Source organism: Pseudomonas sp. SMV71 (genome assembly GCF_052042015.1).
Classification (GTDB): Bacteria; Pseudomonadota; Gammaproteobacteria; order Pseudomonadales; family Pseudomonadaceae; genus Aquipseudomonas.
In genome coordinates this window covers 56,752-78,690 of record NZ_JBKGGU010000021.1, presented here as the reverse complement: position 1 = coordinate 78,690, position 21,939 = coordinate 56,752, and the positions used below count along the sequence as shown (strand labels likewise).

The 21,939-nt window shown below is 63.3% G+C and carries 26 protein-coding genes; 11 read left to right on the top strand and 15 right to left on the bottom strand.

Translation table 11 applies throughout. The annotated features are described in order from the left end of the window. Window positions 1–11: 11 nt before the first annotated feature. Window positions 12–800 carry a YfaP family protein gene (locus ACLEJQ_RS20660; RefSeq protein WP_440797917.1) on the bottom strand — a complete coding sequence of 263 codons (789 nt, stop codon included), beginning with the start codon at window positions 798–800 and terminating at the stop codon, window positions 12–14. Between the two features lie 562 nt (window positions 801–1,362). Between ACLEJQ_RS20660 and ACLEJQ_RS20655 the strand changes: the two genes are divergently transcribed. From ACLEJQ_RS20655 to dxs, 3 genes are all read left to right on the top strand, one after another. Next, window positions 1,363–1,605 (top strand): exodeoxyribonuclease VII small subunit, encoded by a 243-nt coding sequence (locus ACLEJQ_RS20655; protein WP_305498501.1) that lies wholly within the window; start codon window positions 1,363–1,365, stop codon window positions 1,603–1,605. Then, the gene (ispA, locus tag ACLEJQ_RS20650) at window positions 1,602–2,489 is read left to right on the top strand and encodes a (2E,6E)-farnesyl diphosphate synthase (RefSeq protein ID WP_440797914.1); all 888 of its coding nucleotides are present in this window, start codon (window positions 1,602–1,604) and stop codon (window positions 2,487–2,489) included. The genes ACLEJQ_RS20655 and ispA overlap by 4 nt, the downstream gene beginning before the upstream one ends. Before the next feature lie 115 nt (window positions 2,490–2,604). Next, complete coding sequence (dxs, locus tag ACLEJQ_RS20645) at window positions 2,605–4,503, top strand: 1-deoxy-D-xylulose-5-phosphate synthase (RefSeq protein ID WP_440797912.1); 1,899 nt, start codon at window positions 2,605–2,607, stop codon at window positions 4,501–4,503. Between the two features lie 60 nt (window positions 4,504–4,563). Here dxs and ACLEJQ_RS20640 read toward each other — a convergent pair whose 3' ends face one another. The 11 genes from ACLEJQ_RS20640 to nrdR form a co-directional block, all read right to left on the bottom strand. Beyond that, window positions 4,564–4,983 (bottom strand): MFS transporter, encoded by a 420-nt coding sequence (locus ACLEJQ_RS20640; RefSeq protein WP_440797910.1) that lies wholly within the window; start codon window positions 4,981–4,983, stop codon window positions 4,564–4,566. Then, window positions 4,980–5,597: a GTP cyclohydrolase II gene (gene ribA / locus ACLEJQ_RS20635; RefSeq protein ID WP_440797908.1), complete on the bottom strand. Its 618-nt coding sequence runs from the start codon at window positions 5,595–5,597 to the stop codon at window positions 4,980–4,982. The genes ACLEJQ_RS20640 and ribA overlap by 4 nt, the downstream gene beginning before the upstream one ends. A 109-nt stretch (window positions 5,598–5,706) precedes the next feature. Continuing rightward, window positions 5,707–6,471 carry a substrate-binding periplasmic protein gene (locus ACLEJQ_RS20630; protein ID WP_440797906.1) on the bottom strand — a complete coding sequence of 255 codons (765 nt, stop codon included), beginning with the start codon at window positions 6,469–6,471 and terminating at the stop codon, window positions 5,707–5,709. 11 nt (window positions 6,472–6,482) lie between these two features. Continuing rightward, window positions 6,483–6,986 carry a phosphatidylglycerophosphatase A family protein gene (locus tag ACLEJQ_RS20625; RefSeq protein WP_440797904.1) on the bottom strand — a complete coding sequence of 168 codons (504 nt, stop codon included), beginning with the start codon at window positions 6,984–6,986 and terminating at the stop codon, window positions 6,483–6,485. After that, window positions 6,983–7,948 carry a thiamine-phosphate kinase gene (gene thiL / locus ACLEJQ_RS20620; RefSeq protein ID WP_440797903.1) on the bottom strand — a complete coding sequence of 322 codons (966 nt, stop codon included), beginning with the start codon at window positions 7,946–7,948 and terminating at the stop codon, window positions 6,983–6,985. The genes ACLEJQ_RS20625 and thiL overlap by 4 nt, the downstream gene beginning before the upstream one ends. A 134-nt stretch (window positions 7,949–8,082) precedes the next feature. Continuing rightward, a complete protein-coding gene (gene nusB / locus ACLEJQ_RS20615; protein ID WP_440797901.1) occupies window positions 8,083–8,583 on the bottom strand; it encodes a transcription antitermination factor NusB in 501 nt (166 codons plus the stop codon). Then, the gene (gene ribH, locus ACLEJQ_RS20610) at window positions 8,580–9,056 is read right to left on the bottom strand and encodes a 6,7-dimethyl-8-ribityllumazine synthase (protein ID WP_440797899.1); all 477 of its coding nucleotides are present in this window, start codon (window positions 9,054–9,056) and stop codon (window positions 8,580–8,582) included. The genes nusB and ribH overlap by 4 nt, the downstream gene beginning before the upstream one ends. A gap of 240 nt (window positions 9,057–9,296) precedes the next feature. Next, on the bottom strand, window positions 9,297–10,388 hold the full coding sequence (gene ribBA / locus ACLEJQ_RS20605; protein ID WP_440797897.1) for a bifunctional 3,4-dihydroxy-2-butanone-4-phosphate synthase/GTP cyclohydrolase II: 1,092 nt from the start codon (window positions 10,386–10,388) through the stop codon (window positions 9,297–9,299). 16 nt (window positions 10,389–10,404) lie between these two features. Next, window positions 10,405–11,070 carry a riboflavin synthase gene (locus tag ACLEJQ_RS20600; protein ID WP_440797895.1) on the bottom strand — a complete coding sequence of 222 codons (666 nt, stop codon included), beginning with the start codon at window positions 11,068–11,070 and terminating at the stop codon, window positions 10,405–10,407. Between the two features lie 46 nt (window positions 11,071–11,116). Further along, a complete protein-coding gene (gene ribD, locus ACLEJQ_RS20595; protein ID WP_440797893.1) occupies window positions 11,117–12,250 on the bottom strand; it encodes a bifunctional diaminohydroxyphosphoribosylaminopyrimidine deaminase/5-amino-6-(5-phosphoribosylamino)uracil reductase RibD in 1,134 nt (377 codons plus the stop codon). Then, entirely contained in the window at window positions 12,247–12,711 is a 465-nt protein-coding gene (gene nrdR / locus ACLEJQ_RS20590) for a transcriptional regulator NrdR (protein ID WP_024778359.1), read from the bottom strand. Before nrdR ends, ribD begins: the two co-directional genes overlap by 4 nt. Before the next feature lie 127 nt (window positions 12,712–12,838). On the opposite strand from nrdR, the gene ACLEJQ_RS20585 reads away from it, so the two are divergent. From ACLEJQ_RS20585 to trxA, 3 genes are all read left to right on the top strand, one after another. Beyond that, on the top strand, window positions 12,839–13,309 hold the full coding sequence (locus tag ACLEJQ_RS20585) for a YbaY family lipoprotein (RefSeq protein ID WP_440797891.1): 471 nt from the start codon (window positions 12,839–12,841) through the stop codon (window positions 13,307–13,309). Continuing rightward, on the top strand, window positions 13,306–13,959 hold the full coding sequence (locus ACLEJQ_RS20580) for a class I SAM-dependent methyltransferase (protein WP_440797889.1): 654 nt from the start codon (window positions 13,306–13,308) through the stop codon (window positions 13,957–13,959). The genes ACLEJQ_RS20585 and ACLEJQ_RS20580 overlap by 4 nt, the downstream gene beginning before the upstream one ends. Window positions 13,960–14,161: 202 nt before the next feature. Further along, window positions 14,162–15,034, top strand: a complete 873-nt coding sequence (trxA, locus tag ACLEJQ_RS20575) for a thioredoxin (protein WP_440797887.1) — start codon at window positions 14,162–14,164, stop codon at window positions 15,032–15,034. 77 nt (window positions 15,035–15,111) lie between these two features. On the opposite strand, the gene ACLEJQ_RS20570 is transcribed toward trxA, so the two are convergent. Continuing rightward, window positions 15,112–15,486: a hypothetical protein gene (locus tag ACLEJQ_RS20570; RefSeq protein WP_440797885.1), complete on the bottom strand. Its 375-nt coding sequence runs from the start codon at window positions 15,484–15,486 to the stop codon at window positions 15,112–15,114. A 129-nt stretch (window positions 15,487–15,615) separates the two neighbouring features. Here ACLEJQ_RS20570 and ACLEJQ_RS20565 point away from each other — a divergent pair, with 129 nt between their 5' ends. From ACLEJQ_RS20565 to ACLEJQ_RS20545, 5 genes are all read left to right on the top strand, one after another. After that, window positions 15,616–16,206 (top strand): DUF2796 domain-containing protein, encoded by a 591-nt coding sequence (locus ACLEJQ_RS20565; RefSeq protein ID WP_440797884.1) that lies wholly within the window; start codon window positions 15,616–15,618, stop codon window positions 16,204–16,206. 185 nt (window positions 16,207–16,391) lie between these two features. Beyond that, on the top strand, window positions 16,392–17,102 hold the full coding sequence (locus ACLEJQ_RS20560; RefSeq protein WP_440797882.1) for an ABC transporter ATP-binding protein: 711 nt from the start codon (window positions 16,392–16,394) through the stop codon (window positions 17,100–17,102). A 1-nt stretch (window position 17,103) separates the two neighbouring features. Beyond that, entirely contained in the window at window positions 17,104–18,369 is a 1,266-nt protein-coding gene (locus ACLEJQ_RS20555; RefSeq protein ID WP_440797880.1) for an ABC transporter permease, read from the top strand. An 11-nt stretch (window positions 18,370–18,380) separates the two neighbouring features. Continuing rightward, window positions 18,381–18,899 carry a DUF3299 domain-containing protein gene (locus tag ACLEJQ_RS20550; protein WP_440797878.1) on the top strand — a complete coding sequence of 173 codons (519 nt, stop codon included), beginning with the start codon at window positions 18,381–18,383 and terminating at the stop codon, window positions 18,897–18,899. Between the two features lie 223 nt (window positions 18,900–19,122). Further along, window positions 19,123–19,821 carry an OmpW/AlkL family protein gene (locus tag ACLEJQ_RS20545; protein ID WP_440797876.1) on the top strand — a complete coding sequence of 233 codons (699 nt, stop codon included), beginning with the start codon at window positions 19,123–19,125 and terminating at the stop codon, window positions 19,819–19,821. Window positions 19,822–19,960: 139 nt separating this feature from the next. Here ACLEJQ_RS20545 and ACLEJQ_RS20540 read toward each other — a convergent pair whose 3' ends face one another. Together ACLEJQ_RS20540 and ACLEJQ_RS20535 are read right to left on the bottom strand one after the other, a co-directional pair. Then, window positions 19,961–20,890 carry an NAD-dependent epimerase/dehydratase family protein gene (locus tag ACLEJQ_RS20540; protein WP_440797874.1) on the bottom strand — a complete coding sequence of 310 codons (930 nt, stop codon included), beginning with the start codon at window positions 20,888–20,890 and terminating at the stop codon, window positions 19,961–19,963. Then, window positions 20,883–21,767, bottom strand: a complete 885-nt coding sequence (locus ACLEJQ_RS20535) for a sugar nucleotide-binding protein (RefSeq protein WP_440797872.1) — start codon at window positions 21,765–21,767, stop codon at window positions 20,883–20,885. Before ACLEJQ_RS20535 ends, ACLEJQ_RS20540 begins: the two co-directional genes overlap by 8 nt. Between the last annotated feature and the right edge of the window lie 172 nt (window positions 21,768–21,939).

Here is a 21,939-nt window from a genome sequence, read left to right as displayed (position 1 = left end):
GAGCGGAGTACTTAATAGTTGAAGGTCTTGACCAGCAGCAGATCACCAATGGCGCGCAGGGGCACGACAAAGGTCTCGCGTTTTTCATCGACGGTGTTTTCGTTGAGCACCAGGTTGATCTGCGAGGTGATCACCTCGTTCTGGTTGCTGGTTTCGTCGAAGTTGTACCCACCGTCGCCGTAGTTTCCCCAGTAGTTCACATAGACCAGGTAGGTGCCGTGCATCGGCGCGGTCATGGTGAACATCTCGGGGCCGGGGCCATCGACTCCATCGGGGTCGAGGCCACCACCGTTGCTCAGCGCCGGCTGGCCGAAGAATGCATGTTGGCCGTCCGGTGTGACGATATGCAGGTCGAGCTCGGCCTTGGGATCATCCCAGCCGAGCACCACGCGGATTTGCGCCGGGGTGCGCAGATTGTTGGCTTCATAGAACTGCACCCGCTTGAGGGACTTGCCCTCGGAGCTGCGCACCTCGACGCTGTTGGAGCCGGCACCGAACGCATACGGCCGGGCGAAACGCCCTTGCTCGTCGGTATAAAGATTGAGCGGATTGCCGTTGACCGCCAGGCTGTGGGGTTGGCGCATCGTGCCCATGGCCTTGATCCGGCCCTCGATCATCGTGCGATTGCGCTGCACGCCACGGTCGATGGGCGGCGTGGGATAGGCAACCTGGGGATTTTCGCTGCGATCGAGCAAACCGTTGAAGCGCCAGCCACCCACCGGCTCCGACAGCTCGGCCGAAGGCTCGGCCCACGCCTGGGACGCGCTCAACAACACGATCAACAATGAAAGAAAACGCACGTCTGCCTCCTGCCATGCACAACGCAACCCGGCGCCCTTCCTCGGCGCTTGTTTGTCATTATTCGGGTTTCGTCTGAAGGCCCCGTTACAAAGGGGCTGTAGATGGCGCGAAGATTAGCGATTCGGCCAATTATTCACAATCGGGGAACACGCGAATCTGTGTGGGAAATCACGTACTGAGGGTGGTGTGAGCCGAATAGGACGGCTATTCGGCTCATCAAATGAGCCGAGCAACCAAAACTGTTCAAAATTTGAGCTACTTCAACGCACAAACCGTAGCGAGGGCGCTTGCTCCCGCTGGACTGCGCAGCAGGCTCCCCCGAAGCTGAATGCGTTTCGCCTGACAAACCGGGTTAGCCGGACTCGGGGCCGCTGCGCGCCCCAGCGGGAGCAAGCTCCCTCGCCACAGGAGCGGTCCTCAGTGCCAGCTCATCAAGACGCATGCCCACGCCACAGGTTCGCAGCTTCAAGATCCAGATGATTTGTCCCCGCCCCTGATTTGCCCCAATACCCCATGTCTGCTAGTGTCGCGCCGGTTTAACAGTCAACCGGAATAGCCGCCATGGCCCGCAAAAAAGCTGCACTGGATTTCGAACAATCTCTGGCCGACCTGCAAGCGCTGGTCGAACGGCTGGAGAACGGCGAATTGTCGCTGGAAGACTCGCTGACCGCCTTTGAGCAGGGTATCGGCTTGACTCGCGACTGCCAGGCGGCGCTGGCCCAGGCCGAGCAGAAGGTGCAGTTGCTGCTCGAGCGCGACGGTGAACTGACCGAAGAGCCTTTCGACGCGGAACAGCCTGAATGATCGATGCTTATCAGGCCAGCAGCCAGGCCCGGGTCAATGCTGCGCTGGACACCCTGTTCACCGCCCCGAGTCCGGAGCTGGGGCGCTTGTACGAAGCCATGCGCTACAGCGTGATGAACGGCGGCAAGCGTGTACGTCCACTGCTCGCCTACGCCGCCTGTGAAGCCTTGGGCGGCGTGGCCGAACAGGCCAACGGCGCGGCCTGCGCGGTGGAGCTGATTCACGCGTATTCGCTGGTTCACGATGACTTGCCGGCGATGGACGATGACGACCTGCGTCGCGGCCAGCCGACCACCCACAAGCAATTCGACGAAGCCTGCGCAATCCTCGCCGGCGATGGCTTGCAGAGCCTGGCCTTCAGCGCCTTGCTGGACCCGACCCTTAGCGATTGCCCGGCGCAGATTCGCCTGGACATGGTCAGCGCCTTGGCATTGGCGGCAGGCCCTGCTGGCATGGTCGGCGGCCAGGCCATCGACTTGGGTTCGGTAGGCCTGAAGCTGGATCAGAGCGCCCTGGAATACATGCACCGGCACAAGACCGGCGCGCTGATCGAGGCCAGCGTCAAACTCGGCGCCCTGGCCAGCGGCCGGGCCACGCCCGTCCAGTTGAAAGCCTTGCAGACCTATGCCCGGGCCATTGGCCTGGCGTTCCAGGTGCAGGACGACATCCTCGACGTGGAAAGCGATACCCAGACCCTGGGCAAACGCCAGGGTGCCGACATCGCCCGCGACAAGCCGACCTACCCGGCCCTGCTGGGCCTCGATGCCGCCAAGGCCTACGCCCTGGAATTGCGCGACCAGGCCCTGGAAGCATTGCGACCGTTTGACGCGGCGGCCGAGCCGTTGCGCGACTTGGCGCGTTATATCGTCGAACGACGCAGCTGATACAGGGTCAACCCATTCATAAGTGCGTATCGGCCAAGTTCCGGCCAACGCGTGGGCAGCTTGCGATGCATAGGGTAAACTGCCGCCTCTTTCTATACCTATAACGATTCGCCTGATGCCCACGACGTTTCAAGAGATTCCCCGCAAACGCCCGACCACGCCGCTGCTGGACCGCGCCAACACGCCGGACGGCCTGCGCCGGCTGGGTGAAGCCGAGCTGGAAACCCTGGCCGATGAGTTGCGCCTGGAACTGCTCTACACGGTCGGCCAGACCGGCGGGCACTTCGGTGCGGGCCTGGGCGTCATCGAGCTGACCATCGCCCTGCATTACGTGTTCGACACCCCGGACGACCGGCTGGTGTGGGACGTCGGGCACCAGGCCTATCCACACAAGATCCTGACCGGCCGCCGTGCGCGCATGAGCACCCTGCGCCAGAAGGATGGCGTGGCTGCATTCCCGCGCCGTTCGGAGAGCGAATACGACACCTTTGGCGTCGGCCACTCCAGCACCTCCATCAGCGCCGCCCTGGGCATGGCGATTGCCGCCCGCCTGCAGAACAGCGAGCGCAAGGCAATTGCGGTGATCGGCGATGGCGCACTGACCGCAGGCATGGCGTTCGAGGCGCTGAACCACGCGCCGGAAGTCAACGCCAACATGCTGGTGATCCTCAACGACAACGACATGTCGATTTCGCGCAATGTCGGCGGATTGTCCAACTACCTGGCGAAGATCCTCTCCAGCCGCACCTACGCCAGCATGCGCGAAGGCAGCAAGAAGGTGCTGTCGCGCCTGCCCGGTGCCTGGGAAATCGCCCGCCGCACCGAGGAGTACGCCAAGGGCATGCTGGTGCCCGGCACGCTGTTCGAAGAGCTGGGTTGGAACTACATCGGCCCGATCGACGGCCACGACCTGCCGACGCTGATCGCCACGCTGCGCAACATGCGCGATCTAAAGGGCCCGCAGTTCCTGCACGTGGTCACCAAGAAGGGCAAAGGCTTCGCCCCGGCGGAAGTCGACCCCATCGGTTACCACGCCATCACCAAGCTCGAACCGCTGGACGCCCCCGCCGCCGCACCGAAAAAGGCCGGTGGACCGAAGTATTCCGGCGTGTTCGGCCAGTGGCTGTGCGACATGGCCGCCGCCGACCCGCGCCTGGTGGGCATCACCCCGGCGATGAAGGAAGGCTCGGACCTGGTGGCCTTCAGCGAGCGTTACCCGCAGCGCTACTTCGACGTAGCGATCGCCGAGCAACACGCCGTGACGCTCGCCGCCGGCATGGCCTGCGAAGGCGCCAAGCCGGTGGTGGCGATCTACTCGACCTTCCTGCAACGCGGCTATGACCAGTTGATACATGACGTGGCGGTGCAGAACCTCGACGTGCTGTTCGCCATCGACCGCGCAGGCCTGGTGGGCGAAGACGGCCCGACCCACGCCGGCAGCTTCGACCTGTCGTTCCTGCGCTGCATCCCCGGCATGCTGGTGATGACCCCGAGCGACGAGAACGAATTGCGCAAGATGCTCACCACCGGCCACCTGTTCAATGGCCCGGCGGCGGTGCGCTACCCACGCGGCACCGGCCCGAACGCCACCATCGACGCCGACCTCGAACCCATTGAGATCGGCAAGGGTGTCATTCGCCGCCAAGGCAAGCAGACTGCCCTGCTGGTATTTGGCGTACAACTGGCCGAAGCCATGAAAGTCGCCGAGACCCTGGGCGCCACCGTGGTGGACATGCGTTTCGTCAAACCCCTGGACGAAGCCTTGGTACGCGAGATCGCCGGCAGCCACGAACTGCTGGTGACCATCGAGGAAAACGCCATCATGGGTGGTGCCGGCGCGGCGGTCAGCGAATTCCTGGCCCGCGACAACATTCTCAAGCCCGTGCTGCACCTGGGGCTGCCGGATATCTACGTCGAACACGCGAAGCCAGCGCAGATGCTGGCGGAATGTGGGCTGGATGAAGCCGGGATCGAAGCATCCGTGCGCCAGCGGTTGCAGTTGCTGGGCCGATAATTTTCAAGCAACAAAAAACCTGTGGGAGCGAGCCTGCTCGCTCCCACAGGAGTTGTGCTATCAGCCGAGCTGACGCGGGATGCGATACAGGTAGAACAGCACCGCCGTCGACAGCGCCAACAGGATCAACGGCACCGCTTCCAACCCCACGAATACCGCCAGCGCACCGATCCAGGCCGGCAGCCCCGCAACCAGGAGCGCAGCGCGGCGACGGGCTGCCAGGGTGATCCAGGCTTCAGGCTCCTGGGGGGTGTCGAGGGCTTTCTGGGTGGACACCAAGGCATTCTTGTAAGGCCCGAAAAATCGCAGGCTGACAAACATCGAGGCCAGACCCGCGATGAACAGCGGCATCGCCAACATTGGCAGAATCGCTTCGCCCTGACCGAACACTGCGTTGATCACGAACAACGGCAGCAAGGCCAGCGCCAGGTATTGCCACCATTTGACGGCCAATCGCCGCCGGACCTGACCACGGGTCACGCCCGGTCAACCTCGCCCTGATGCTCGTTGCCCATCATGTGGTCGAGCTTGCTGGCCTTGGTCGCCAGGTAGAGTTTGTTGTGGGGATTGTGCCCGGTGTGCAGCGGCACGCGCTCGGCCACCACGATGCCCATGTCAGTCATCGCCTTGACCTTGCGCGGGTTGTTGGTCATCAGTCGCAGCGACTTGACACCCAGATGTTCCAGCATCGGCAGGCAGATACTGTAGTCGCGCAAATCAGCGGCAAAGCCCAGGCGCTCGTTGGCTTCCACCGTATCGGCGCCCCCATCCTGCAACTCATAGGCGCGGATCTTGTTCAACAGGCCGATGCCACGCCCTTCCTGGCGCAGGTACAGCAGCACGCCACGGCCTTCACGGGCGATGGCCTGCAACGCGGCTTCGAGTTGCGAACCACAATCGCAGCGCTGACTGAACAGGGCATCGCCCGTCAGGCATTCGGAGTGCAGGCGGCCAAGCACCGGCGCGCCATCGGCGATATCCCCCAGGCTCAGCACCACGTGCTCGCGGCCGGTGGCTTCATCGAGAAAACCATGCATGGTGAATTGCGCAAAGGGCGTTGGCAGCTTGGAAGCGGCAACAAAAACGACAGGCACCGGTGTGCTCCTGATCTAGTACTGGAGATTCGCAGAGGCAGGCATTGTAACAGCAGGTCCGGGCGGACGCTTAGGCTGAATTGTCGTCCATTACCATCGAAAAGTTTGATTACGGCTTGGGTGGCTTGCCGTTCTCGTCGAATGGGTAAGGTTGCTTCCAACGCTCGAAAATCGGCTTCAACTGGCCGCTTTTGACCAGTACCTCCATGCGCCGGTCATACAACGCCCGTAATGCCCGACCATTCTCGGTGTTGGCAAACCCCAGGTAGAGCGGCAGATTGATCAGCGGCGTGAGCCTGAACTGCTGAGGGTTGTCGGTCTTGGAGAGCACGTCCTGGATTTCCATCAACGCATCGATATAGAAGTCGGCGCGATCGTGCACCAGCATTGGCAGAATACCCACGGCACGGTGGATTTCATTGAAGCGACGGACATTGGGCAGGTAGCTGTTGTACTCGTAGCCGCGCATCCAGACCAGGCGGTAATTGCCCAATGTCGCCAACGTGGGCGCCGGCTTGCTCATCAGCCCCAGCGCGTAGATGTGATCGACGTCGTAATGCCACTTCGGATAGAGCACGCCTTCGGTTTCATCGCGGTAGGCGCCGACCTGGACGTCGGCTTCGCCACGCTGCACAAGCCCTGTGGAACGGGTATAGGGCACGCTGCGGATCTCCAGCTTGACGCCTTCGGGTTCGAACACCTCGCGCAAGATATCCCAGCCCATGCCCTGGCCGTCGGCCTGGGTATAAGCCGCCCACTCTTCGCTGGCGGCGCGGACCTTGCCCGGCAGCGGCGCCTGGTCGGCCGCCCGAACACCGAGACAGATCCCCAGACACAACAACAGCAACAGCAACAGTGCGCGACTCACGCCCATTCCTGACTCCCTCAGGTGAAACACCACACCAATCCTTGCATTGCCAGCCAGGCAAAGACCCCGGCCAGTACATCGTCGAGCATGATCCCGACACCTCCATGCACATGCCGGTCGATCCAGCGGATCGGCCACGGCTTGAGGATATCGAAGAAGCGGAACACCACAAAACCCGTCAACAGCCAGTACCAGCCTTCAGGCACCAGCCATAGGGTGATCCACATACCGACCATTTCATCCCAGACGATACCCTCATGATCGTGCACTCGCAGGTCATCCGCCACTTTGCCGCACAACCAGAAGCCAAACAGCATGGTGATGCCCAGCATCAGCCAGTAGCCCCAGTCCGGCAACATCTGCCACAACGGTATGAAGGGTAGCGCAACCAGCGAGCCCCAGGTGCCCGGAGCCTTGGGCAAGGTGCCCGAACCGAAGCCGAATGCCATGAAATGCCATGGGTTGCGCCAGACCGAGGGCGGAACGAACTCTGCCGGGACCTGATTGGGATGATCTGTCACGGTGTCTCCCGAAAATGTTGATAACCCCGAATGGTCGGGGTGATGTCGTGCCCGGAGCCGTCAACCAGTGTGACGCCCTCTCCGGCCATGACCGAGCCGATTACGTGGACCGGCCAGCCCTCGGCCTGCAATACCGACAATGGGACCGGCGGCACGGTGAATAACAGCACATAGTCATCACCGCCACTCAGGGCGGCGTCCTGCGCGAGCGTGCGACCAAGAAACGCCTGTAAAGCGTTGGACAGCGGCAGCCGGTCCCGTTCCACTTGTAATGCGACACCGGACGCCAGGGCGATGTGGCCGCAATCGGCCAGCAGGCCATCGGAAATATCCATCGCCGCACTGGCCTTGCCGCGCAACGCCAGGCCCAGGTCGAGCTGCGGGCGCGGTGACCAGTAGTGGGCCAACAGCGGTTCGGCGACATCCGGTTCAGCGCTGCGTTGGCCGAGCACCAGCGGCAAGGCACCGGCGGCATTGCCCAGTTCACCGCCGACACACAATAAATCGCCAGGCTGTGCGCCGCTGCGGGTCAAGGCTTGACCGGACGGCACGCGGCCAAACACGGTCATGGTCAGGCTCAACGGCCCACGCGTGGTGTCCCCCCCTATCAGCGCCACGCCGCAGGCCTGGGCCATTTGATTCAAGCCACGGGCATAGGCTTGCAGCCAATCGGCGGTCACCGTCGGCAAGGTCAGGGCAAGGGTAAAGGCAAGGGGCGTAGCGCCCATGGCAGCCAGGTCACTGACCGCCACGGCCAACGAACGTTGGCCGAGCAGGAACGGGTCGCAAGGGTCGGGAAAGTGCACACCGGCCACCAGCGTGTCGGTGGACACCGCCAACTGTTCCCCGGCAGGAACGGCCAGCAATGCGCAGTCGTCGCCGATCCCCAGCGCAACGCCCTCGCCGCCCTGCGCGCAGGCCGCGGCAGCGAAGTAGTTGCGGATCAGCTCGAATTCGCCCATCAAGTATCCTGTCTCACCCATGCTGTTCTTTTTTTTGTCGGCGCCTGTTGGCGCCATACTGCGTTGCCTGGCACCAACAGTCACTCGACAAAAACGAACGCATTGGCGAGGCAGGACACCGGTGCGAGCGTCGGTCAGCGCTTGAACGCTTTCACTTCGGCTTCACGCAGGCGCGGGGCGAGCTTGTCGAGGACGCCGTTGACGAATTTGTGGCCGTCAGTGGAGCCGAAGACTTTCGCCAGTTCGATCCCTTCGTTGATCACCACGCGATACGGTACGTCGACGCGCTTGAGCAGTTCCCAGGTGGACAGGCGCAGGACCGCCAGTTCGACCGGGTCCAGCTCTTCGATGGTCAGGTCCAGGCAAGGCGCGAGCGCGGTGTCGATCTCGGTCTTGAACTGCGGTACCCCATGAAGGATCTCGCGGAAATACGCACCGTCGACATCGGCGAAATCGTTGTCGACGCGAAACTGCGCCTCGATCTCGTTCAACGACTGCTTGGCCATGTGCCATTGATACAACGCCTGAGTCGCGAGCTGACGGGCTTCGCGGCGCTTGGCGCTTTTCGATGGCTTGCCGGCATCGGCCGGCTTGGGATCGCGCGGGTTGAAACGATCGCTTTCGTCGCTAATCACTTGGCCTCCAACTGCGCCAGCAGGCTGACCATTTCCAGGGCGGACAGGGCAGCTTCGGCGCCTTTGTTACCGGCCTTGGTGCCGGAACGTTCGATGGCTTGCTCGATGGAATCGACGGTCAGTACACCGAAGGCGACCGGTACGCCGAACTCCATGGACACCTGGGCCAGGCCCTTGGTGCATTCGCCGGCCACGTATTCGAAGTGCGGAGTACCGCCACGAATGACCGCGCCCAGGGCGATGATCGCTGCAAATTCGCCCTTTTGAGCGACTTTCTGCGCAACCAGCGGAATTTCGAAGGCGCCAGGGGCGCGGATGATGGTGATGTCGCTTTCGTTCACGCCATGGCGAACCAAGGCATCGACCGCACCGCCAACCAGGCTCTCGACCACGAAACTGTTGAAACGGCCCACTACCAGAGCGTAGCGGCCTTTAGGGGCGATGAAGGTACCTTCGATGGTCTTCAGGGTCATTCGTCAGATCTCTTAAAGAGCCAGAGCGCGTTTCGGTACGCGCTCCTTGGTGATATTTAGCCTTGAATACAGAGCCTCGACTGCGCCATGTCGTTCACTTGCGTAAGTCGTGCCGAGGGAGCTTGCTCCCGCTGGGCTGCGAAGCGGCCCTTCTTGTGGGCGCTGCGCACCCAAGCGGGAGCAAGCTCCCTCGCCACAATCAATCACAAGTCTGAACAACGATGCCGAAATCCCGGGCCATTATTCGGAGGGCACGTATTCTACAACTTCCAGGTCGAAACCGGATATCGCATTAAACTTCATCGGTGCGCTCATCAGGCGCATTTTACGCACACCCAGGTCGCGGAGGATCTGCGAACCGGCACCGACGATGCTGTAGGTGGTCGGTTTTTTCACCGCCGCCTGATCGCCGGTTTCGCGGATATGCGCCAACAACACGTCGCCATCCAGCGGGTGCCCGAGCAGCAGCACCACGCCGCTGCCGGCCTCGGCCACCGCGGCCATGGCGGCCCGCAGGCTCCAGCGGCCGGGCTGCTTGACCATCAGCAGGTCGCGCAGCGGGTCCATGTTGTGCACGCGCACCAGGGTCGGCTCTTCGGCACACACGGTGCCCAGGGTCAGCGCCATGTGCACGTCGCCTTCCACCGAATCACGGTAGGTCACCAGGTTGAACTGGCCCAGTTCGCTGTCCAACGGCTGCTCGGCAATCCGCTGAACGGTACGCTCGTGGATCATCCGGTAGTGGATCAGGTCGGCAATAGTGCCGATCTTGATGTTGTGTTCGGCGGCGAAGGTTTCCAGTTCGGCGCGACGGGACATGGTGCCGTCATCGTTCATCACTTCGCAGATCACGCCGGCAGGCTCGAAACCGGCCATGCGCGCCAGGTCGCACGCCGCTTCGGTATGGCCGGCGCGGGCCAGGGTGCCGCCGGCCTGGGCCATCAGCGGAAAGATGTGACCGGGGCTGACGATGTCCTCGGCCTTGGCGTCCCGGGCGGCCGCAGCCTGCACGGTGCGCGCACGGTCGGCTGCGGAGATACCGGTGGTCACGCCCTCGGCGGCCTCGATGGACACGGTGAACTTGGTGCCGAAGCCCGAACCGTTGCGCGGGGCCATCAGCGGCAGTTTCAGCAGCTCGCAACGTTCGCGGGTCATCGGCATGCAAATCAGACCACGGGCGTGCTTGGCCATGAAATTGATGTGCTCGGCCTTGCAGCATTCGGCGGCCATGATCAGGTCGCCTTCGTTCTCGCGGTCTTCGTCATCCATGAGGATGACCATCTTGCCTTGGCGGATGTCTTCAACCAGTTCTTCGATGCTATTGAGCGCCACGCGGCACCCCCTTGGGTCAGGATTTCAGATAGCCGTTGGCGGCCAGAAAGCTTTCAGTGATGTTGCTGCCGGAGGCCGGCTCTGCGGCCTTGTCACCGAGCAACAGGCGCTCCAGGTAGCGGGCCAGCAGGTCGACTTCCAGGTTGACCCGGCGCCCCGGCCGGTACGAGGCCATGATGGTCTCGCTCAAGGTGTGCGGGATGATCGTCAGCAGGAACTCGGCGCCATCCACCGCGTTGACCGTCAGGCTGGTGCCGTCGACTGTGATCGAGCCCTTGTGAGCGATGTATTTGGCCAGCTCTTTCGGGGCGCGGATACGAAACTCCACAGCCCGGGCGTTATCGCTACGCGACACCACTTCGCCGACGCCGTCCACATGGCCACTGACCAGATGGCCGCCCAGACGGGTGGTGGGGGTCAGGGCTTTTTCCAGGTTGACCGGGCTGCCGCTCTTGAGGTCATTCATGGCGGTGCAGTCGAGGGTTTCGCGGCTGACATCGGCCAGGAAACCATTGCCGGGCAGTTCCACCGCGGTCAGGCATACACCGTTGACCGCGATGCTGTCGCCCAGTTTGACGTCGCTCAGGTCGAGCTTGCCGGTTTCGACGTGGACCCGCACATCGCCGCCCCTGGGGGTGAGTGCGCGGATGCTGCCAATGGATTCGATAATGCCGGTAAACATGGAGTCCTCCTCGAGAACGGGCCGCCGCTTGAGCGAAGGCCGGGAATTATACGCTGGCCGGCGAGACGGGAACGGCGATGACTCGCCAGTCATCGCCCACGGCGCGGATTTCGGTGATTTTCAGCGCCGGGGCGTCCTTCATCTGCGCCAGTGGCCAGTCCAGTAACGGTCGCGCGGTGGAGCCCAGGAACTTGCCGGCGAAGAAAATCTGGAACTCATCCACCAGCCCCAGCCGGGCAAAGGCTCCCGCCAGGCGCGGACCGGCTTCCACCAGCACCTCGTTGACGCCACGGGCCGCCAGTTCCTTGAGCAAACGGTGCAGGTCGACCTGGCCGTCATCTCCCGCAACGATCATGCATTCAGGGCCATTGGCGTACTGTTCTTCCACCGCCATGCACGTGGCGACCAGCGCCGGGCCGGCCTTGAAGAATGGCGCGTCCAGCGGCACCCGCAGGCGTCCGTCTACCAGCACCCGCAACGGCGGACGGCTCATTACCTGCGCGGTTTGCTCCGCGTCCAGGCCCAGTTCATCGGCACGCACGGTCAGCCGGGCGTTGTCCGCCAGCACCGTGTCGGCGCCAGTCAGTACCACACTGGCCTGGGCCCGCAGCCGTTGCACCGCCGAGCGCGCAGCCGGACCGGTGATCCATTGGCTTTCGCCGCTTTGCATGGCGGTGCGACCGTCGAGACTCATGGCGAGCTTGACCCGCACGAACGGCAGGCCGTGCTCCATGCGCTTGAGGAAGCCCGGATTGAGCTGGCGCGCTTCGCCCTCCAGCACGCCGCTTTGGGTGGCGATACCGGCCTGGGTCAGCCGTTGCAGGCCGCGACCGGCGACCTCCGGGTTCGGGTCCTGCATCGCCGCGACTACCCGTGCCACTCCAGCGTTGACCAGCGCATCGGCACAGGGCGGCGTGCGCCCGTGATGACTGCAAGGTTCCAGCGTGACGTAGGCGGTGGCGCCTCGGGCCAGCTCACCGGCTGCGCGCAAGGCGTGGACTTCGGCATGAGGTTCACCGGCACGCACGTGCCAGCCTTCACCGACAATCTGCCCGTCGCGCACGATCACGCAACCGACCCGGGGATTGGGGTGAGTGGTGTAATGGCCGCGCCGCGCCAGTTCCAGGGCGCGGGCCATGTAGTGGGCGTCGAGCACCGCCTGTTGCGCCGGGCCGGTCATTCTTTCACCGGTTCACGGGCCAGGCGGTCGATTTCCTCGCGGAATTCATTCAGGTCCTGGAAGCGCCGGTACACCGAGGCGAAGCGGATGTAGGCGACTTCGTCGAGCTTCTGCAGCTCGGCCATCACCAGCTCGCCGACCACCAGGGACTTGACCTCGCGCTCGCCGGTGGCCCGCAGCTTGTGCTTGATGTGCACCAGCGCCGCTTCCAGGCGCTCGACGCTCACCGGGCGTTTTTCCAGGGCGCGCTGCATGCCGGCGCGCAGTTTGTCTTCGTCGAACGGCTGGCGGCTGCCGTCGGTTTTGATCAGGCGCGGCAACACCAGTTCAGCGGTCTCGAACGTGGTGAAACGTTCGCCGCAGGCCAGGCATTCGCGGCGGCGGCGGACCTGTTCGCCCTCGGCGACCAGTCGCGAGTCGATGACTTTGGTGTCGTTGGCACCGCAGAAGGGACAGTGCATGGTGGCAGGCAACAAAAAAAGGGAGGGCCATGGTAGCGCATCCCACTGGCAAGACAAGCCATAGGGTTTACGGTATACAGACGGGCTTACCACCTGATCCATGGAATTTACCTTGCCGGAGCCACACATGCCGCTACGATCGCTCGTTTTGCTCAGTCTTTTCAGCCTGCTGATGGCGTGCAGCAGCGACGCGCCCAAGCCCGCCGCGCCCGCACCGGCACCGGCACCGGCGCCGAAACAGGCCCAGGAAAAAGCCCGCCACGCCGCTGAGCTGGGGCCATTGCCAGCATATCAGCGTGAATTGAGCGGCACCCTCGAAGGCGTCCCGGCCGGCGCGGAAGTTGAACTGGCGCTGCTGGTGATCGACGACAAGGACCGTCCGCAACAGTTGCTCGCCAGCTCCAGCCTGATCGGTACCAACCAGGCCCTGCCCTTCCGCCTGCGCTTCAACCCCGAAGCCTTTCCTGCCGGCGCCCGGGTGGAACTGCGCGGTCGCGCCAGCCAATCCGGCCAATTGATCCTGCATCTGCCGGAACAACGCATCAGCCAACCGACCACCCAGGCCCTGGGCGCCCTGCAATTCGTCAAAGCACCGTGAATGCACCACACGACCTGCAACGCGCCTTGGGCGAGTTGCTCGGCGATGCGCGCCTGGTGGCTTGCCCGCTGCCCGGCACTGACCTGAAGCTGTGGTTGATCGACGGCGACAACATGGACCGCGCCTTCAGCCCGGAAGAAACCCGGCGCATCCTTCATGAGCCGCCCTATTGGAGCTTCTGCTGGGCCAGCGGCCTGGCGATGGCGCGCTACCTGGCCGAGCGGCCGCAGTGGGTGGCGGGCAAGCGCGTGCTGGATTTTGGCGCCGGTTCCGGCGTGGCGGGCATCGCGGCGCTCAAGGCCGGAGCGCTGGAAGTGGTGGCGTGCGACCTCGATCCGCTGGCGATTGGAGCCTGCCAAGCCAATGCCGCGCTCAATGGCGTGGAGCTGGGATATTCGGCGGATTTTTTCGCCGAGGCCGACCGCTTCGACCTGATCCTGGTCGCCGACGTGCTCTACGACCGGGCCAACCTGCCGTTACTCGACCACTTTCTCAGTCGCGGCCGCGAGTCCTTGGTGGCTGATTCCCGGGTGCGCGATTTTCAGCATCCGCTGTACCGACGCATCGAGATGCTCCAGGCCATGACCTTGCCGGACCTGGCTGAGCCTGAGGAGTTTCGGCATGTGAGCCTGTATCACGCGCGGCGTTAGCTCCAAAAGCATCGCGAGCAAGCTCGCTCCCACAGGGTTTCCCGTTGTTCACATCATTTGCGCACGACGCTCCTTCTGTGGGAGCGAGCTTGCTCGCGATGAGGCCCTGCCAGTCGACACATATCCCTGAGCATCGCCTGCGCTTTCAGCCGATCCCACCAAGCCTTATAGTTGCCCCATCCAAGCGTTCTACGAGATTCCCATGACCCAGGACACGCCCTACATCTTCGACGCCACCACCGCCGATTTCGACCAGTCGGTGATCGCCAACTCCTTCCACAAACCAGTGCTGGTGGATTTCTGGGCCGAGTGGTGTGCACCGTGCAAGGCGCTGATGCCGATGCTGCAAGGCATTGCCGAGAGCTATCGGGGTGAATTGCTGCTGGCCAAGGTCAACTGCGACATCGAACAAGACATCGTCGCGCGCTTCGGCATCCGCAGCCTGCCGACCGTGGTGCTGTTCAAGGACGGCCAACCGGTCGATGGCTTCGCCGGGGCCCAGCCGGAATCAGCCGTGAGGGCGATGCTCGAGCCGCACGTGCAGATGCCTCCGCCAACCGCCGCCGACCCGTTCGAGCAGGCCCAGGCGCTGTTCGACGACGGTCGTTTCGCGGACGCCGAAGCGCTGCTCACGGTGTTGCTGGGCGAAGACAACACCAACGCCAAGGCGCTGATCCTGTATGCCCGTTGCCTGACTGAACGCGGTGAACTGGGTGAAGCCCAGGCGGTGCTCGACGCGGTGAAAAGCGACGAACACAAGGCCGCCCTGGCGGGTGCCAAGGCGCAGATCCAGTTCCTCGGCCTGGCGAAAGACCTGCCGGATGCCGCCGAGCTCAAGGCGCGCCTGGCAAAAGACCCACAAGACGACGAAGCGGTGTACCAACTGGCGATCCAGCAACTGGCCCGTCAGCAATACGAACCGGCCCTCGACGCGCTGCTCAAGCTGTTCATGCGCAACCGCAGCTACAGCGAAGGCCTGCCCCACAAGACCTTGCTGCAAGTGTTCGAACTGTTGGGCAATGATCATCCGCTGGTGACGACTTATCGTCGCAAGCTGTTTGCGGCGCTGTATTAGAGGAGCAGCTGCAAGCTTCAAGCTTCAAGCTTCAAGCTTCAAGCTTCAAGCTTCAAGCTTCAAGCTGCAAGACTGTCTTAGCTTGCAGCTTGCGGCTTGGAGCTCGTCGCTTCGATCCAGCTATAGAGCGGCGTATCCCCGCCGCTCAGCACCTTGACCTCGGCACAATGGCGCAAGCGCACCAGCAGGCGCTTGCCCGCCGAGGCGCTGCCGGTCAGGCCTTCGAGCTGTTCGAGCAGGTCCGGACCGCTCAACTGCCCGGCCTTGCGCAGCAGTTCCTTGGCGATCTGCCACTGGGCATCATCCTGATTTACCGGCTTGGCCATCGGTGTTGCAGCGCTCTCGGGCTTGACCGCCTGCAGTTGCGCGCCGAGCTGCGCCCAGTCGCCCTCATCCATTTCAATCGTCAAGTCCACCGGCCAATCACCGACGGTTCCGCGTATCCGCAACATTACCGTGCTCCTGAAAATTTCATCTGCCCATGCTCCCATGGGCCTTGCGCGACGCCAAGCAGACGGTCAAACTCTGCGCAGTTTTGTTATAAGATCACATAACACGTCATGTATTTCCGGAGATCCGTCATGCGCCGTCTGCTTCTCGCCCTGCCGTTCGCCCTGCTGCCATTGGCTGTCGCCCATGCGGCTGTCGAGCATGATCACGATCACGACCATGAGCACGGGAGCCTGGGCGCCCATGAACATGGCGTTGGCCGGCTCAATGCCTCACTGGACGGCGAGACCCTGGAGCTGGAGCTCGACAGCCCGGCGATGAACCTGGTGGGCTTCGAACACGCCGCCACCAGCGCCGCCGACAAAGCCAAGGTGGCCGCGGTGCGGGCGAAACTGGAGAAACCGGCGGCGTTGATCAACCTCGCCGATGCCAAGTGCTCCCTGGAGCAGCAGGAACTGGAAAGCCCGTTGTTCGGCGACGAACCGGGACACGCGGACCATGCCGAAGACGCCGATGACGATGGCGACGAGCACCACGAACACAGCGAAATCCACGCCCACTACCAGTTCCGTTGTGTCGCGCCCGGCGCCTTGACGCATCTGGACCTGGCGCCCCTGTTCAAGGCCTTCCCGGCCACTCGGAAAATCCTGGTACAACTGATCGGCCCGAACGGCCAGCAAGGCGGGGAAGTGACGGCCGAGGCACCGGCCCTGAAGTTCTGAGTACACTGCAAAACCCTGTGGGATCTGATGTGAAGCAGAATCTGCATTCACCACATATCCAATGTGGGAGCGAGCCTGCTCGCGAGAGGCCGGCACATCCAACATAGATGTCGCCTGACCCATTGCTTTCGCGAGCAGGCTCGCTCCCACAAGGGGCTATTCCCATCATCCTGACATCGGCCAACATGACCCAAGCTCTCATCGAACTGTCCGACCTGGTTTTCAGCTGGCCCGGGCATCCGCCATTACTGGACATCCCGGCGTTTCGGCTGGAGTCCGGTGAAACGCTGTTTCTCAAGGGGCCCAGCGGCAGTGGCAAGACCACGCTGCTGGGGCTTCTGGGTGGGGTGCAGGTGCCGGATCGCGGCAGCATCCGCCTGCTTGGCCAGGAGCTCAGCGCGCTGGGCGCCGGCCGTCGCGACCGGTTTCGCGTGGATCACACCGGCTACATCTTCCAGCAGTTCAACCTGCTGCCGTTTCTCTCGGTACGCGAGAATGTCGAGTTGCCCTGCCACTTTTCCAAGCTACGGGCGCAGCGGGCCGTACAGCGCCACGGCAGTGTCGATCAGGCCGCCGCGACCTTGCTGGCCCACCTGGGCCTGACCGATCCGAACCTGCTCGGACGGCGCGCCGACTCGCTGTCCATTGGCCAACAGCAACGGGTCGCCGCCGCCCGGGCCTTGATCGGCCAACCGGAACTGGTGATCGCCGACGAACCGACCTCGGCCCTGGACTATGACGCCCGGGAAAACTTCCTGCGGTTGTTGTTCGCTGAATGTCGCGACGCCGGATCGAGCCTGCTATTCGTCAGCCATGACCAGAGCCTGGCAGCGCTGTTTGACCGCAACCTCTCGCTGGCCGATCTCAATCGCACCGCCAAGCCACTCGAGGTCTGAGATGTATCTGTTCCGTCTAGCCATGGCCAGCCTGGCGAACCGCCGCTTCACCGCGATCCTCACCGTTTTCGCCATTGCGCTGTCCGTTTGCCTGCTGTTGGCGGTGGAGCGGGTGCGCACCGAGGCGCGGGCCAGTTTCGCCAGCACCATCAGCGGCACCGACCTGATCGTCGGCGCCCGCTCGGGCTCGGTGAACCTGTTGCTGTACTCGGTGTTTCGCATCGGCAATGCCACCAATAACATCCGCTGGGACAGCTTCGAACACTTCGCCAGCAACCCGAAAGTGAAATGGGCGATCCCCATGTCCCTGGGCGATTCCCATCGCGGTTATCGGGTGATGGGCACCACCGAAGCCTACTTCGAGCATTACCAATACGGTCGCCAACAACACCTGGCGCTCGCCGATGGCCGGGCGTTCGCCACCGATCCGTTCGAAGTGGTGCTCGGCGCCGAAGTGGCCGAAGCGCTGCATTACAAGCTCGGCGACCAACTGGTGCTGGCTCACGGCGTAGCGGCCATCAGCCTGGTCAAGCACGACGACAAGCCGTTCACCGTGGTCGGCATCCTCAAGCGCACCGGCACCCCGGTGGACCGTACCTTGCACATCAGCCTCGGCGGCATGGAGGCGATTCACATCGACTGGAAAAACGGTGCGCCAGCCCAGGGCAACGGCCGCATCAGCGCCGACCAGGCCCGCAACATGGACCTCACGCCTCAGGCGATCACCGCGTTCATGCTCGGCCTCAACAGCAAGATTTCGACCTTTGCCTTGCAACGCGAGATCAACGAGTTCCGCGGCGAACCGTTGCTGGCGATCCTGCCCGGCGTGGCGTTGCAGGAACTGTGGAGCCTGATGGGCACGGCGGAAAAAGCCCTGTTCGTGATCTCGCTGTTCGTGGTGCTGACCGGGTTGATCGGCATGCTCACGGCGATCCTCACCAGCCTCAACGAGCGCCGCCGGGAAATGGCGATCCTGCGTTCGGTGGGTGCGCCGCCGTGGCACATTGCAAGCCTGCTGGTGCTTGAAGCCTTCGCGCTGGCGCTGGCCGGCGTCGCATCGGGCCTGGCGCTGCTGTACGTCGGGATCGCTGCAGCCCAGGGCTATGTGCAGTCGGCCTATGGCTTGTATCTGCCGCTGGGCTGGCCGAGCGAGTATGAATGGACGCTAATGGCTGGCATCCTGCTCGCCGCCCTGCTGATGGGCAGCGTGCCGGCCTGGCGCGCCTATCGCCAGTCGCTGGCCGATGGTCTGTCGATCCGTTTATGAGGACATTGAAGATGCTCCGCGCCCTGCTTGCGTTGTTGATGATGGTCGCCCTGCCGCTGTGGGCGGCCGAGCCGAGGGACCTGGCCTGGTCGGAAATGATCCCGCCCGACGCGCCGCCGGAAGTGCCGAACATGACCCCGCTGCACGACCTGTCGAAGATGAGCGACGCCCTGGCCGCCGAGTCCGCGCCGGCAGCCAGGCAGGAGATGCCCAACGCGCCGGTGGTCAAGGCGCTCGATGGGCAGCAGATTCGTTTGCCGGGTTACATCGTGCCGCTGGAAGTCAGCGAGGAAGGCCGCACCACGGATTTCTTGCTGGTACCGTATTTCGGCGCCTGCATCCATGTACCACCACCGCCGTCGAACCAGATCGTGCATGTGAAGAGCGAAGTCGGGGTCAAGCTCGATGAGTTGTACCAGCCGTACTGGGTCGAAGGGCCGATGCAGGTCAAGCCGTCCACCAGCGAACTGGCCGATGCCGGGTATCAGATGGAGGCTGAGAAGATTTATGTGTATGAGCTGCCGGAGTGAGTCCGGTAATTATCGTATCGCCAGTTAAATAGTCATCGCGAGCAGGCTCGCTCCCACATTGGATCGGCATGCACCGTCCCGGTGGGAGCGAGCTTGCTCCGGGCGGCGATCCGACGATGAGGCCTCTGAAGTCTCATCACACTTTCATTGAGCTGAGTCAAAAGACCGCCCCAGAGCGCTTCGTACCATAGGCCATCCTTTTTGAATGCCCTTTGGAGCTCCCATGCACAAGTCTCTGCTCAGCGCTTCGCTCGTTGCCCTCGCGCTCGCCGCCCCGCTCGCCCAGGCCCATACGGCCGGCGATATCATCGTTCGCGCCGGCGCCATTACCGTCAATCCAGAGGCCGACAGCGGCAGCGTCAAGGTCGACCGTGGCCCGCTGGCCGGCGCCGACCTGGGCGGCAAGGCGACCATGAGCAGCGACACCCAACTGGGCTTGAACTTCGCCTACATGCTGACCAACAACCTGGGGATCGAACTGCTGGCGGCTTCGCCGTTCGAGCATGACGTGAAGCTCAAAGGCACCGCTCTCGGCGCGGCCAACGGCAAACTCGGCACCCTCAAGCACCTGCCGCCGACCCTGAGCCTGGTCTACTACCCGCTCGACGCCAAGTCGGCGTTTCAACCCTACGTCGGCGCCGGTATCAACTACACCTGGATCTACGACGAACACGTCGGCAGTGGCGCCAGCGCCAACGGTTTCAGCAACTTCCGTGCAAGCAACAGCTGGGGCATGGCGTGGCAGGTCGGCGCCGACTACATGCTGACCGATAACATCATGATCAACGGCCAGATTCGCTACATCGACATCGACACCAGCGCCTACGTCGACAACAACGCCGTGGCCGGCGGGACACGGGCCAAGGTGAATGTCGATGTGGATCCGTGGATCTATATGGTGGGGTTGGGTTACAAGTTCTGACCCATACTTTCAAACTTGCGCAAATCCCTGTGGGAGCGAGCCTGCTCGCGATAGCGGTAGATCAGTCAGCCTCTATGTTGGCTGACAAACCGCTATCGCGAGCAGGCTCGCTCCCACATTAGGTTCCGGTGTCCGTGGTTCAGCGGCCCAGCAACCGCGCCAGCCCCACGCTCATCGGCGTTTGCGTCGGAAAACTGAAGCGCTGCAACAGCCGCTGGTTGTCCGCCCGCGAGTGGCGAATGTCACCAGAGCGCGCCGGGCCGTAGCTGATCGGCGGCAACTTGCCGACCACTTGCTCGAGGGCCTGGAGCATTTGCTTGAGGGTCGTCGCCTGGTTCCAGCCGACGTTCACTGCGCCGACTTCCACTTCTGGCTTTTCGATGGCCTGCACCAGCAGGTCCACCAGGTCTTGGACATAGACAAAATCCCGGGTCTGCTCGCCATCGCCGAACACGGTGATCGGCAAGCCTTTCTGTGCCCGCTCGCTGAAGATGCTGATGACCCCGGAGTACGGCGAAGACGGATCCTGACGTGGACCGTAGATGTTGAAGAAGCGGAACACCACCGGCTCCAGGGCGTGCTGGCGGCGATAGAAATCCAGGTAGAACTCGCTGGCCAGTTTGTCCGAGGCATAGGGTGTAAGCGGTGCCTTGGGCGTGTCCTCGTCGATGGACTGGCCTTCGCCGTTGTTGCCGTAGACCGCGGCGCTGGAGGCGAACAACACGCGCTTCACGCCGGTCTGGCGCATGGCTTCGCAGACATTCAGGGTACCGATGAAATTGCTCTGGTGCGTGCGTACCGGGTCATCCACCGAGGCTTGCACCGAGGCCACTGCCGCCAGGTGCGCCACAGCGCTGCAACCGGCCATGACCTGGGCCACCAGCGCCGCGTCGGCGACGTCGCCTTCGATCAGTTCGACCGCCGGGTTATCCAATGGCAGGTTGCTGCGCTTGCCGGTGGACAAGTCATCGAGGACGCGCACCGAATGTCCCCTGGCGAGCAGGGCGTCGGTCAGGTGCGAGCCGATGAAACCCGCACCGCCGGTGATTAAAACAGGACCTTCAGCCATGGCGATAGAACCTATCCAGTAAGCCCGGGAGCGCGGCGCGCCAGGCGCGGGGCTTGATCCCGAAAGTGTGCAGAATTTTCTTGCAGGCCAGCACCGCATGCTGCGGTTCTTCGGCGGCGTCCGGCCGTGCGGCGTGAGCCTGGGCGGTGGGCGACTCGATCGCCAGCGGATGCAGGGCGCGGGCTTCGGTGAGGATCGCCTGACCCAGCGCCAGTGGCGTGGTCGCTTCGTGCCCGGCGTAATGATAGGTGCCCCACAGCGGCGCCGCGCAATCGAGTTGCTTGAGCACCGAGATGATCACTCGTGCCGCATCGTCCACCGGCGTCGGATTGCCCCGGCGGTCGTCGGCCAGCGGCAGCTCCTCGGGCTGTTCGGCGCGGGCCAGGAAACGGCCAAGGATGCCGTCGGCGCTGTCGTCCAGCAGCCAGCCGAAACGCAGCAGCACATGCTGCGGACAGGTCGCACGTACGCTTTGCTCGATCCGCCACAACGCCTGGCCACGCAGGCCCAGGGGCACCGGTTCGTCCTTCTCGCTGTAGGCGGTGGCACGGGAACCGTCGAACACCCGGTAGCTGGACGGTTGCACCAGGACGATGTTGTGGTGCTGGCACAGTTCGGCCAGGCGCTCGACGGCGCGTTCCTGGCTGGCCAGGCGCTGCTCGCTGACGGCCTCGGCCTGGAACCAGTCGAAGTAATACGCCAGGTTGATCAAGGCGTCCGGCCGGGTGTCGTCGAGCAGTTGCGTCAGGCTCGCGGCATCCCAACCGTCTTCGGGCGGGCGGGGGGCAAGAAAACCGATGTCTTCTTCTGCACCGAGGCGAATCAGCGCCTGCCCAAGGGCATTTCCGCCGCCCAGTAACATAAGGCGCATTCGCATAAAATCAGCAGGCCCAGTCTATTGGCACAAGAATTTGGATCGACAACGCCCACAGGCGTCGCCGGAATCGTTGCATTTTGCGGGTTTAGTGCGCAACCGTCATCCGTAAAGTGCAGATCGTGGGTTCGGGTTCGGCTCGACGGCCCTATCGCGAGCAGGCTCGCTCCCACAT